Origin of the sequence: Streptomyces sp. NPDC005899, from assembly GCF_040629645.1 — a bacterium.
GTDB lineage: Bacteria > Actinomycetota > Actinomycetes > Streptomycetales > Streptomycetaceae > Streptomyces.
Window position 1 is genome coordinate 1 of sequence record NZ_JBEXWB010000210.1, and the last position, 11,242, is coordinate 11,242.

An 11,242-nucleotide genomic window follows, 5' to 3' on the forward strand; every position below is an offset into this window, starting at 1 on the left:
GCCTGCCCTTGTACGGCCAGATGACCATCGGCACCGCCTTGCAATCCCTCGCCGCGGCCGGCCACCTGCCCGTACTCGCCGCGGCCCTGCACGGCGCGGGCCTCGCCGCCGACTGGGCCACCCTGCTGTGGGAGGTGTCCTCCCGGCCGCCCGCCGAACTCGCCGCCGCCGCGGGCGCCTTGGCCGCGGCGGGCCGCACCGGGGACTGCGGCCAGGTCCTCAGGCAGGGTGTGGCGCGGCCCATCGCCGAGATCGCCGACGCCGTCGTGGCCCTGGACGCGGCGGGGCTCGAGCAGGAGGCCCACGCCCTGCTCGGCGCCTTCCTCCGCGTGCGGGGCGCGCAGGACGCGGTGCGGGTCGCCGGGCACGGTCCGGGCCACCTCGTTCCCCGCCTGCTGGCGGCCGCCCGTGAGGTGTCGGCGGCGTGCGAGCGGGACCTCCTCCACGCGCTCCGGGTGGCGGGCCTCGCCCCGACGCGGTAGGGCCGGACCGCCTCCCACGGCAAGATCCGCGACGCCATGGGCTTGGAGAGATATTTCCCGATCCAGCCTTTAGGCTCGAACACGGCATACCTGACCAAATGGCGTATGTCGTCCCCCAGTGATGAGGAGGCACCATGCTTGCCCAGGAAATCACTCTCACCGCGACACCGACCGACACCACCGCGCTGGGCGCGCTGATGGTGGAGCCCGAGGCCGCGATCAGCGACGCCCCGCTCCACACTCCGGAGGCCGCGGGCTTCCTGCTCGCGCTGCTCCTGCTGTCCCCCAAGGAGCCGAAGGAGCCCCGGGGCAAGTGAGCTCCCACTCCGCATTCGCCGCGGCGGCCGACGCCCTGGCGGACCGCGTCCTCGGTGCCCTCGACGGCACCGGGGGCGCTGTCCAGCTGGCCCGGTACGTCGACGACGCGCCGGACACCCTCGCGGCGCTGGCCGCCGTCCGGGTGCTGGGCGCCGACGCCTTCAGCCCCTGTCTCCTGGCCGGCCACCCGCTGCCGGCGCAGGACGCCGCCGTCGTGACCAAGGCCTTCGACTCCTTCCCGGCGTCCGGCGCCCTGGAGGACCCCACCATCGCCTGGCGCGACGGGGCCACCGCGCACCTCCTCGCCCGCCTCACCCCTGACACGCCCTCGGCGCCCGCCCCGGCCCCTCCGCCGGACGGCACCGGCCTCGACCCCGCGGACTGGCGCGCCTGGTGCGTACGCATGGCCCCGCTCGCCCCGCTCGCCACCCTCGCTCTCGACGGCCCCGTGCACGAGGCCGCCAGAGGCGGGGTCCTGGCGCTGAGCCGGGGTGTCAGCCGTTCGATCCTGCGCCGCGACTTCCCCACGGCGGTACGCCTCGTCCGCTGGCTGGCGTGGCTGCACCACGAGGGCACGCCGCTGCCGCTGGACCCGGCACTCGCCGCGGAACACATGTGGCTCGTGGGTGGCGGCGGGCCGCGTACCGCGCTCGACCTGGCCATCGCGCGCCACTTCCTCGACCAGCGACCCGTCACCGGCGCGAAGGCGGAGATGAGATGACGATTCCCCGGGCCGTGACCGAGGCGGCCCGCAGCATGGCCGACCGGGCGCTGTCATGGCTGCACGCCAACCGTGAGTTCGGCGCACTGCCGCCCGGCACCACGGAGACGATGGCCGATCCGGACAGCGTGTACAAACCGCTGGGGGAGACCACGCTGGCCGCCTCCCTGATCCTGCGCGACAACGTCGCGGGACCGGGCAGGCTGGCCGCCGCCCAGAGCCTGATCGACTTCACCTGGGAACAGTTCCGGCACGGCGACATGCTCTACGAACGCCAGTTGCGCCACACCCTCATGACGGACCCGCTGGAGATGTACGCGCCGTTCGTCCGCTGCGGCTACCACCACGAGGGGCTCCACACGCTGCTGACCCACCGGGCGCGGCTGCGGTCGGCCGGCGGCGTCGAGATGCTGCCGAACCGGCGCCTCGCCGCCGCCAACGCCGCCCGGGTGGTGGGCCTGCCGCACGGTGAGGACATGGCGGCGCTGGCCGGCACGACATGGCTCGGGGCCACCCCGGAGCCCTGGGCCATCAACTGGATCACCGCCTACGCGATGACCCACACGGTCTTCCACCTCACCGACTGGGGCGCGGACCCCGCCGGACTGCCGCCCCGTCTCGCCGAGTACGTCCGCAGCTGGCTCCCCGTCTGGATCGACGTCTGGCGCGAGGTCGGCCAGTGGGACCTCGTCACCGAACTGCTCATCGTCGGCGCCTCGCTCCCGGACCCGTACTGCGCCCCCGAGGACTGGGAGGCGGTGGCCGCGCTCCAGCAGGAGGACGGCCTCGTGCCCCGGGACAGCGACCCCGTGACCGGGGACCCGCAGCAGCGGTTCACCGACCATCAGCACACGGTCGTCGTCGCCGCCGTCGCCGGCTCCGTGGCACTGGTCAGGGCGGCCGGCCGGCCGTGAGCGGACCGCTGCCCGCCGACCGCCTCCGTCCCCTCGCCGAGGCCGCCAGGGGGACGGGCACGGCCGTGGCGTCCGTCCGCGGGGGTGAGAGCACCGTCGTCTGCCGCGGCCCCGTGGACGAGCGCACCCGCTTCGAGACCGGCTCGCTCACCAAGACCTTCACCGCCCTGCTGCTCGCCGAGCTCACCGCCCGCGGCGAGGTGAGCTACGGGGACCGCGCCGACCGGTACCTGCCCTTCCGGCTCCCGGGCCCACCGCTCACGCTCCTCCACCTGGCCACCCACACCTCCGGTCTGCCCCGCCTGCCCCCCGGCCTGCTCGCCGGGGCACTGCGGGCCGGCTGGCTGAGCAACCCGTACGCCGGTTTCTCCGAGGGCGACCTGCTGGCGTCCCTACGCCGCACCCGGCTCCGCCACCGCCCGGGGACCCGGGTCCTCTACTCCAACTTCGGCGGCGGGCTGCTGGGGCACGTGCTGGCCCGTGCGGCCGGTGGCAGCGGGGCCGACTACGCGGCGCTGCTGGCCGAGCGTGTCACCGTCCCGCTCGGCCTGGCGGACACCGACTGCGATCCCGGCCGGGCCCAGGCGACGGGGCACTGGCACGGCAGGCCGCGCCCGGCGATGCGCATGCCCGGACTGGCCGCCGCCGGCGCGCTGCGCTCCAGCGCCCGGGACCTGCTCCGCGTCCTGTCGGCGCTGCTCGACCCGGACACCGTCCAGGAGCGGGCGCTGCGCACCGCGCTCACCGAGGTCCAGCGCCCCCGGCTGAGCGTGCCGAGGACAGGTTCCCGGCTCTGCCTCGTCTGGAACCTGCGCCCCCGCCGGGACGGCGCACTGCTCCACCACTCGGGAGGGACCCGGGGCTTCACGTCCTTCGCGGGCTTCCTGCCCGGCTCCGGGACCGGGCTCGTGGCCCTCACCAACACGGCTCCGACCCCGCTCGCGCCGTTCGTCCAGGCCGCCTACGGCACCCTGGGCGCGCTGGAGGCGGACCGGCCCCGTCCGAAGTGGACCGCTCGGGTGTGAAACGAGATCGACTCCGCCGGTTCACGGCGATGGTCTTGCCCCGCCGTGTGACGGGGCTTACGTTCTCCTCCTACGCACTGTGTCTACGTGCGTAGAAAACGCGTAGAGGCTCTCTGACGCCACGTCGAAGGAGCAGCTCATGTCCCACGTCGTACGCGCCGCCCTCGTCCAGGCGACCTGGACCGGCGACACCGAGTCCATGATCGCCAAGCATGAGGCCCACGCCCGTGAGGCGGCCCGGCAGGGTGCGAAGATCATCGGCTTCCAGGAGGTGTTCAACGCCCCCTACTTCTGCCAGGTGCAGGAGCCCGAGCACTACCGGTGGGCCGAGGCGGTCCCGGACGGGCCCACCGTCCGGCGGATGCGGGACCTGGCCCGCGAGACGGGCATGGTGATCGTCGTGCCGGTCTTCGAGCTCGAGCAGTCCGGCTTCTACTACAACACCGCCGCGGTGATCGACGCCGACGGCTCCTACCTCGGCAAGTACCGCAAGCATCACATCCCCCAGGTCAAGGGCTTCTGGGAGAAGTACTACTTCAAGCCGGGGAACGTCGGCTGGCCGGTCTTCGACACCGCGGTCGGCAAGGTGGGCGTGTACATCTGCTACGACCGGCACTTCCCCGAGGGGTGGCGCCAACTCGGGCTCAACGGCGCGCAGTTGGTGTACAACCCGTCGGCCACCTCACGCGGCCTCTCCGGATACCTGTGGCAGCTGGAACAGCCCGCCTCCGCCGTGGCCAACGAGTACTTCGTCGCCGCGATCAACCGCGTCGGCCAGGAGGAGTACGGCGACAACGACTTCTACGGCACCAGCTACTTCGTCGACCCGCGCGGGCAGTTCGTCGGCGACGTCGCCAGCGACAAGGATGAGGAACTCGTCGTACGCGACCTCGACTTCGGCATGATCGAGGAGGTCAGGCAGCAATGGGCGTTCTACCGGGACCGCCGGCCGGACGCCTACGACGGGCTGGTGGAGCCGTGAGCGGCCTCTACGAGCGGCACCGCGCCGTCAGCCCCGACTGGCTGGCCCTCTACTACCGCCACCCCCTGGAACTGACGCACGGTGAGGGGCGGCACGTCTGGGACGCGGACGGCAACCGCTACCTCGACTTCTTCGGCGGCATCCTCACCACCATGACGGCGCACGCCCTGCCCGAGGTGACGAAGGCCGTCTCCGAGCAGGCCGGCCGGATCATCCACTCCTCGACGCTCTACCTCAACCGCCCGATGACCGAGCTCGCCGAGCGCGTCGCCCAGCTCTCCGGCATCCCCGACGCGCGGGTCTTCTTCACCACCTCGGGCACCGAGGCCAACGACACCGCCCTGCTGCTCGCCACGGCCTACCGCGGGTCGAACCAGATCCTGGCGATGCGCAACAGCTACCACGGCAGGTCGTTCTCGACGGTGTCCGTCACGGGGAACCGCGCCTGGTCGCCCACCAGCCTGTCTCCGCTGCAGACCCTGTACGTCCACGGCGGGGTCCGCGGCCGGGGACCGTACGCGGAACTGAGCGACGAGCGGTTCGTCAAGGCGTGCGTGGCCGACCTGGAGGACCTGCTCGGCCACAGCCGGGGAGCCGCGGCGCTGATCGCCGAGCCCGTCCAGGGCGTCGGTGGCTTCACCTCACCGCCCGACGGGCTGTACGCGGCCTTCCGGGAGGTCCTCGCCCGCCACGGCGTCCTGTGGATCTCGGACGAGGTGCAGACCGGCTGGGGGCGCACCGGCGACCACTTCTGGGGCTGGCAGGCCCACGCGGAGAACGGGCCGCCCGACATCCTCACGTTCGCCAAGGGCATCGGCAACGGCATGGCGATCGGCGGAGTCGTGGCCCGCGCCGAGGTCATGAACTGCCTCGATGCCAACTCCATCTCCACGTTCGGTGGTTCACCCGTCACCATGGCGGCCGGGCTGGCCAACCTCACGTACCTGCTGGAACACGACCTCCAGGGCAACGCGCGGCGGGTCGGCGGACTGCTCATCGAGCGGCTGCGAGCCGTCGGCGCGGCTTCGGCGGCCGTACGGGAGGTGCGCGGCCGGGGGCTCATGATCGGCATCGAGCTGGTGAAGCCCGGCACCGACGAGGCGGATCCGGAGGGCGCTGCGGCCGTGCTCGAGGCGGCCCGCGCCGGCGGGCTGCTCATCGGGAAGGGCGGGGGCCACGACACCAGCGTCCTGCGGATCGCGCCGCCGCTCTCGCTCACGGTCGCGGAGGCGGAGGAGGGCGCGGCGATCCTGGCCGACGCCCTGCGGGCGGCCGGATGACAGGGCCTCGGGCGGTGTGACGGGCCGGGTCGCGGCGCCACGCCGGGGCCCGGCCGATCCGCACGCCTCCCCACCGACCAGCAGCAGCCATTCCGCACCGCGAGGAGGGGTACATGAGCCGCACCGTCATCCACGGCGGACTCGTCGTCACCGCGTCGGACGAGACGCACGCCGACGTACTGATCGAGGGCGGGCGCGTCGCCGCCCTCGCCGCCCACGGCACCGACGCCGCCGGGAGCTGGAGCGCCGACCGGAGGATCGACGCCACGGGCAAGTACGTCATCCCGGGCGGGGTGGACGGGCACACGCACATGGAGATGCCGTTCGGCGGCACCATGTCCTCGGACACCTTCGAGACGGGCACGCGGGCGGCGGCCTGGGGCGGCACCACCACGATCGTCGACTTCGCCGTCCAGCCGAAGGGCGGCTCGCTGCGGCAGGGGCTCGACACGTGGCACGAGAAGGCCGAGGGCACCTGCGCCGTCGACTACGGCTTCCACATGATCATGTCCGACGTGAACGACGCCTCCCTCAAGGAGATGGACAGGCTGATCGAGGGGGGCGTGACCTCGTTCAAGCTCTTCACGGCCTATCCCGGAGTGTTCTACTCGGACGACGGGCAGATCCTCCGGGCCATGCAGCGGGCCGGAGGCAACGGCGGTCTGGTCATGATGCACGCCGAGAACGGCATCGCCATCGACGTCCTCGTGGAGCAGGCCCTCGCGCGGGGCGAGCGCGACCCGCGCTATCACGGCGAGGTCCGCAGGGCGCTCCTCGAAGCCGAGGCCACGCACCGCGTCATCCGGCTGAGCCAGGTCGCCGGCTCCCCCGTCTACGTCGTCCACGTCTCCGCCCAGGAAGCCCTCGCGGAGCTGACCCGGGCCCGCGACGAGGGCCTGCCCGTGTTCGGCGAGACCTGCCCGCAGTACCTCTTCCTGTCCACGGACAACCTCGCCGAGCCGGACTTCGAGGGCGCCAAGTACGTCTGCTCGACACCGCTGCGGCCCAGGGAACACCAGGCGGCACTGTGGCGTGGGCTGCGGACCGACGACCTCCAGGTCGTCTCCACGGACCACTGCCCGTTCTGCTTCAAGGGCCAGAAGGACATGGGCATCGGTGACTTCTCGAAGATCCCCAACGGCATGCCGGGCGTGGAGCACCGGATGGACCTGCTGCACCAGGCGGTGGTGGACGGGCACATCTCCCGCCGCCGCTGGATCGACATCGCCTGCGCCGCGCCGGCCAGGATGTTCGGCCTCTACCCGAGGAAGGGGACGATCATGCCGGGCGCGGACGCGGACATCGTGGTGTACGACCCGGAAGCGGAGCAGGTGCTGTCCGCCGAGACGCACCACATGAACGTGGACTACTCGGCCTACGAGGGCAAGCGGATCACCGGGCGGGTCGAGACGGTCCTGTCGCGTGGTGTCCCGGTCGTCGAGGGGGGCGCGTACGTCGGGCACGCGGGGCACGGGGTGTTCGTGCCCCGCGGTCTGTGCCAGTACCTGTGAACGCGGCACGGGGGGCCTGATCCGGCCGGCGGCCGGCGGCCGGGCGCCCGGGAGTGCGCAGGTCCCCGGGGCCCCGGGGCGGACGACCCGCTCCGGGCCCCGGGCCCAGGCGTCCGTCTACGGCGGTCGCCCGGAGGCCACGACCCGATCGCGAGGGCTCAGGCTGCCTGGTACTGGTGGGCCCGGCCGCCGCGCCATTCCACCCACGCGGGGTCGTCGAGCAGGTCCTCGGCGTCGAAGAGCCCGGCCCGGCGGATGAACTCCTCGACATCGCGGTCGTCATGGGCGAGGCCGACGATCTGCCCGCGGACGGTGACGCGTCGGCCGCCCGTGGGTGAGGGGCGGTGGATGACTATCGGCGCACTCATACCCCCAGCGTGCGGCACCCGTGCGGTCACAGCACCCCGAGTTCGGTGTCCGGACGGCAGTGGACGCAGGCCCGTACTCCCTCACCGAGGGAGGCCAGGGCCTGTTCGCGGCTGACGGGGCGCCGGCGCCTGCCGATCGCGTAGCACCCGCCGACGTGGACCTCGGTGGGTGGAGCGCCGACACCGATGCCCAGTTCGATGACCCAGTCCGGTGGCGGCGGGTGCCGCTCCTCGCCCCGCAGCCGCTCCTTCTCCCGCTGCTCGGCGCCGGCTATCTGCTGCCGGACCCGGTCCAGCGAGACGGCGAGCCATGTCTCCAGCGTCCGGAGACGGGGGAGGTCCGGCGGAAGATCGTTCATGCGTTCGATTCTAGCGCCCCCGCGTGCACCGTCGGCGGGCGGCGGGTGAGGGCGCCTCGCCCGGGGGTTCCGGTGCCCGGGTGAGGGGGGCGTGCCGAGCGGGGACGCGGTGTGCTCCCGCCCGTCACGCGCGCACGGGACGGCCGATGCGGAGAGGCGCCCGGTGGGGGTGCCCCGGCGCTGCGGGGTCGATGGCGCGTGACACCCGCGCCATCGGCCCCGCGACCGAGGACCGGGCGCCGTCGCACCTGTGCGGTCTGCAAGCGGCCGTGCGGCCGTCGACGTAGCCAGGCGCCCCGCTGCGGGCGGTGATGTCCGCGAGCGTCCCACCGGGAGCCGGCTCGACGGGCCCCCGCTCACCGAGGAGGTGTTCCGCCACGTGTACACCTCCCGCGCGGACGGCCACCCGCACCCCGGGGAGGCCCCCGGTGTGAAGCTGGACGAGGAGCCGGCGGCCGCCCGCCCGTACGAGGCCGCCTGCCTGCCGGTCAACCGGCTGCTGGACGGAACCCTGCACGCCCGGTGACCCACCGGCTCCGGAGGGCGCGGGAAGCGACGGCTCCCCGGCACGGTGGACGCGTGTAGACGACCTCTTCCCCTGGCGCGGAAAGCGGTCCAGGATTGTCCCCCGCGACGCGCTTTCCGCGCACCGTCGTACACCGTCCGCCACGTCCCGGTATGGAAGGATCTTCCGGAGCACGCCATCCGAGGCAGCGCCCCCGGCTCACGGGCCGCGCCGGCCGCGGCCCGCACGCCCCGCGCGCACCGTCTGTCAGTTCCTCGACCAGGAGCAGCCATGGACTTCGGACTCGTCCTCCAGACCGATCCGCCCGCCTCGGCCGTCGTCGGGCTCATGCGCCGGGCCGAACGCAACGGCTTCCGCTACGGCTGGACCTTCGACTCGGCGGTGCTCTGGCAGGAGCCCTTCGTCATCTACAGCCGCATCCTGGAGCACACCGAGCGGCTGGTCGTCGGTCCGATGGTGACGAACCCGGGTACCCGGACCTGGGAGGTCACCGCCTCCACCTTCGCCACTCTCAACGAGATGTACGGCAACCGCACCGTCTGCGGCATCGGGCGCGGCGACTCGGCCATGCGGGTGGCCGGCCGCAAGCCCGGCACGCTGGCCAGGCTGGGCGAGGCCATGGACGTGATCCGCGACCTCGCCGAGGGCCGGGAGGCCGAGGTGGACGGGCAGCGGGTGCGGATCCCGTGGGTGAAGGACGGCAGGCTGCCCGTCTGGATGGGGGCGTACGGTCCCAAGGCCCTCGCCCTGGCCGGGCGGAAGGCGGACGGCTTCATCCTCCAGCTGGCCGACCCGTACCTCACCGAGTGGATGGTCAAGGCGGTGCGCGAGGCGGCGGCCGACGCGGGACGGGACCCGGACTCGGTCACCATCTGCGTCGCCGCGCCCGCCTACGTGAGCGACGACCTGGACCACGCACGCGAACAGTGCCGATGGTTCGGAGGCATGGTCGGCAACCACGTCGCCGACCTCGTGTCCCGGTACGGCGAGCACTCGGACCTCGTGCCCGAGGCACTCACCGCGTACATCGCCGGCCGCTCGGGATACGACTACAGCCACCACGGGCGCGCCGGGAACCCGGACACGGCCTTCGTGCCCGACGAGATCGTCGACCGGTTCTGCCTGCTCGGCCCGGCCGAGGCGCACATCGAGAGGCTGAAGGTCCTGCGCGACCTCGGCGTGGACCAGTTCGCCGTCTACAACATGCACGACGCGAAGGAGGCGACGATCGACGCCTACGGCGCCACGATCATCCCCGCCCTGAGCACCTGATCGCCTCGGCCTCGTCGGGGGACTGCTCGGTACCGTGGCGGGCATCCTGATCGCCGACTACTGGATCATCCGCCGCACCGTCCTGGACCTGCCGGACCTCTACCGGCCCGGCGGACGCTACTGGTACGCCAACGGCTGGAACTGGCGTGCCGTGGCCGCCTTCCTGGTGGGCGGCGTCCTCGCGGTGGGGGGTTCGCACTCGGCTCCCGGCAAGGGCCCCTTCCCCGCCGACGGCCTGATCCCGTTCCTGAGGCCGCTGGCCGACTACGGCTGGGCCGTCGGCCTGGCGTCCTCGCTGCTGCTGTACACGGCGCTCAGCGGGGGAGCCCGCCGTCGCCCGGCCGCGAGGGAGGTCAGGAGGGCGCGGGGGACCGGCCCAGCAGGGCGTTGATGTCGACGGTGTCGTCCGGCGACGGGGTGGCCGTGGGAACCGGCTTGTCGAAGCGCGAGAGGTCCACGGACGCGTCCGCGCCGTCGCCCCGCACGGTGAGCCGCACCGGGTAGTGCGTGCCCTCGGCGGCCACGTACACGGTCACCTCCCGTCCCGCAGCCTTCTTCGTGACGGGGACGGCCCGCGTCCCGCCGACCGTCTCCGGCTTGCCCTTGGTCAGGGTGCCGGCGTCCTCCACGCCGGCGCTGTCGGCCACCAAATTCCGGACGGTGTCGAGGTCGCACGGTTCAACGACGGTACGCAGCCTCGTGTCCGCGGTGGAGGCCTTCAGGTACCGCCCGCCGAGGATGGCCTCGAAGGCGCTGCCGCCGACCGGGAGCTGGTTCTTCCAGAAGTCGGCGTCCGCCTTCACCCAGACGGCGTCGCTCCGCTTGATGATCTCGACCGAGCCCTTGCCGGAGCCCAGGTCGATCCCACCCGCGCAGTTGCCGTCCCGGTCCAGGGTGAGATCGAACGTCATCGGGGCGCGGCCCTTCCCCAGGTCGCCCCGGGTGCTGAGGTGGAGGGACTTCGCACCGAGCAGGGCCTCGCGCGAGCGGTCGGCGATCTGCTGGGCGGGCAGTGACTCGAAGTCGTCGTCCGCGTGGGCCGTCGTGCCACTCGCGAGGGCGAGTGCGACGGCTGCCCCGCAGGCGGCCGCGCGAGCGGCGGTGCGCTGTCCGGTCACGGTGCCTCCTGGGAAACGGCCTCGTCCAGGGCCTGTTCGAGCGTCTGCTCCGGCGTGCTCCCCCGTTGCGAGCGTACGCCGCGCACCGGAGGGCCGCACGGCGGTTGCCGCGCACGGAGCGTGAGGTCAAGCCCTGTTTTCGGCTACGCAGCGTGCGGGAAGGGCTGGCCTGGATGCATCGGACGTCATGGCACGAAGGGGCGACATGAACACCAGGGGCGACATGGGCACCGCGGGAACAGCGATGCGCGGGGGAGTGGTGGACGGCGGCGGCAGGACCCGGAAGCGGGCCGGCAGGACGGCCGCCCGAGCGCTCCTGCGCGCCGCCGCCGTCACCGGCGTGGCCGCCGCGCTGGCCGTGCCGAC

General features: G+C 73.1%; 11 protein-coding genes and 3 pseudogenes. 11 read left to right on the forward strand and 3 right to left on the reverse strand.

The window, feature by feature from the left end:
- The 8 genes and pseudogenes from ABZ371_RS21600 to hydA form a co-directional block, all read left to right on the forward strand.
- Nucleotides 1-482 (forward strand): annotated as a pseudogene (locus ABZ371_RS21600) (hypothetical protein); the annotation flags it as partial.
- Between the two features lie 134 nt (nucleotides 483-616).
- On the forward strand, nucleotides 617-799 hold the full coding sequence (locus ABZ371_RS21605) for a hypothetical protein (RefSeq protein WP_358682105.1): 183 nt from the start codon (nucleotides 617-619) through the stop codon (nucleotides 797-799).
- On the forward strand, nucleotides 796-1,521 hold the full coding sequence (locus tag ABZ371_RS21610; RefSeq protein ID WP_358682108.1) for a hypothetical protein: 726 nt from the start codon (nucleotides 796-798) through the stop codon (nucleotides 1,519-1,521). The genes ABZ371_RS21605 and ABZ371_RS21610 overlap by 4 nt, the downstream gene beginning before the upstream one ends.
- On the forward strand, nucleotides 1,518-2,435 hold the full coding sequence (locus ABZ371_RS21615; RefSeq protein WP_358682111.1) for a hypothetical protein: 918 nt from the start codon (nucleotides 1,518-1,520) through the stop codon (nucleotides 2,433-2,435). The genes ABZ371_RS21610 and ABZ371_RS21615 overlap by 4 nt, the downstream gene beginning before the upstream one ends.
- Nucleotides 2,432-3,460: a serine hydrolase domain-containing protein gene (locus ABZ371_RS21620; RefSeq protein ID WP_358682114.1), complete on the forward strand. Its 1,029-nt coding sequence runs from the start codon at nucleotides 2,432-2,434 to the stop codon at nucleotides 3,458-3,460. The genes ABZ371_RS21615 and ABZ371_RS21620 overlap by 4 nt, the downstream gene beginning before the upstream one ends.
- A gap of 139 nt (nucleotides 3,461-3,599) precedes the next feature.
- Complete coding sequence (locus ABZ371_RS21625; protein WP_358682116.1) at nucleotides 3,600-4,442, forward strand: nitrilase-related carbon-nitrogen hydrolase; 843 nt, start codon at nucleotides 3,600-3,602, stop codon at nucleotides 4,440-4,442.
- Nucleotides 4,439-5,722 (forward strand): aspartate aminotransferase family protein, encoded by a 1,284-nt coding sequence (locus tag ABZ371_RS21630; protein WP_358682119.1) that lies wholly within the window; start codon nucleotides 4,439-4,441, stop codon nucleotides 5,720-5,722. Before ABZ371_RS21625 ends, ABZ371_RS21630 begins: the two co-directional genes overlap by 4 nt.
- A 113-nt stretch (nucleotides 5,723-5,835) precedes the next feature.
- Nucleotides 5,836-7,233, forward strand: coding sequence for a dihydropyrimidinase (gene hydA / locus ABZ371_RS21635; RefSeq protein WP_358682122.1), 1,398 nt, complete (start codon nucleotides 5,836-5,838; stop codon nucleotides 7,231-7,233).
- A gap of 158 nt (nucleotides 7,234-7,391) precedes the next feature.
- Here hydA and ABZ371_RS21640 read toward each other — a convergent pair whose 3' ends face one another.
- The gene (locus tag ABZ371_RS21640; RefSeq protein ID WP_358682125.1) at nucleotides 7,392-7,601 is read right to left on the reverse strand and encodes a hypothetical protein; all 210 of its coding nucleotides are present in this window, start codon (nucleotides 7,599-7,601) and stop codon (nucleotides 7,392-7,394) included.
- 26 nt (nucleotides 7,602-7,627) lie between these two features.
- Nucleotides 7,628-7,960: a DUF6233 domain-containing protein gene (locus ABZ371_RS21645; RefSeq protein ID WP_358682128.1), complete on the reverse strand. Its 333-nt coding sequence runs from the start codon at nucleotides 7,958-7,960 to the stop codon at nucleotides 7,628-7,630.
- A gap of 352 nt (nucleotides 7,961-8,312) precedes the next feature.
- Here ABZ371_RS21645 and ABZ371_RS21650 point away from each other — a divergent pair.
- The 3 genes and pseudogenes from ABZ371_RS21650 to ABZ371_RS21660 form a co-directional block, all read left to right on the forward strand.
- Nucleotides 8,313-8,486 (forward strand): annotated as a pseudogene (locus tag ABZ371_RS21650) (bifunctional D-altronate/D-mannonate dehydratase); the annotation flags it as partial.
- A 270-nt stretch (nucleotides 8,487-8,756) separates the two neighbouring features.
- Nucleotides 8,757-9,758, forward strand: coding sequence for a TIGR03842 family LLM class F420-dependent oxidoreductase (locus ABZ371_RS21655; protein WP_358682131.1), 1,002 nt, complete (start codon nucleotides 8,757-8,759; stop codon nucleotides 9,756-9,758).
- A 4-nt stretch (nucleotides 9,759-9,762) separates the two neighbouring features.
- Nucleotides 9,763-10,149 (forward strand): annotated as a pseudogene (locus ABZ371_RS21660) (cytosine permease); the annotation flags it as partial.
- On the opposite strand, the gene ABZ371_RS21665 reads toward ABZ371_RS21660, so the two are convergent.
- Nucleotides 10,112-10,876 carry a hypothetical protein gene (locus ABZ371_RS21665; RefSeq protein WP_358682134.1) on the reverse strand — a complete coding sequence of 255 codons (765 nt, stop codon included), beginning with the start codon at nucleotides 10,874-10,876 and terminating at the stop codon, nucleotides 10,112-10,114. The pseudogene ABZ371_RS21660 and the gene ABZ371_RS21665 overlap by 38 nt on opposite strands.
- Nucleotides 10,877-11,242 lie beyond the last annotated feature (366 nt).

What these genes read in the sequence shown, in the direction of transcription:
- ABZ371_RS21605 (WP_358682105.1), top strand. Translation starts at nt 617, where the DNA reads ATGCTTGCCCAGGAAATCACTCTCACCGCGACACCGACCGACACCACC.
- ABZ371_RS21625 (WP_358682116.1), top strand. Translation starts at nt 3,600, where the DNA reads ATGTCCCACGTCGTACGCGCCGCCCTCGTCCAGGCGACCTGGACCGGC.
- ABZ371_RS21615 (WP_358682111.1), top strand. Translation starts at nt 1,518, where the DNA reads ATGACGATTCCCCGGGCCGTGACCGAGGCGGCCCGCAGCATGGCCGAC.
- ABZ371_RS21655 (WP_358682131.1), top strand. Translation starts at nt 8,757, where the DNA reads ATGGACTTCGGACTCGTCCTCCAGACCGATCCGCCCGCCTCGGCCGTC.
- ABZ371_RS21640 (WP_358682125.1), bottom strand. Translation starts at nt 7,601, where the DNA reads ATGAGTGCGCCGATAGTCATCCACCGCCCCTCACCCACGGGCGGCCGA.
- hydA (WP_358682122.1), top strand. Translation starts at nt 5,836, where the DNA reads ATGAGCCGCACCGTCATCCACGGCGGACTCGTCGTCACCGCGTCGGAC.
- ABZ371_RS21645 (WP_358682128.1), bottom strand. Translation starts at nt 7,960, where the DNA reads ATGAACGATCTTCCGCCGGACCTCCCCCGTCTCCGGACGCTGGAGACA.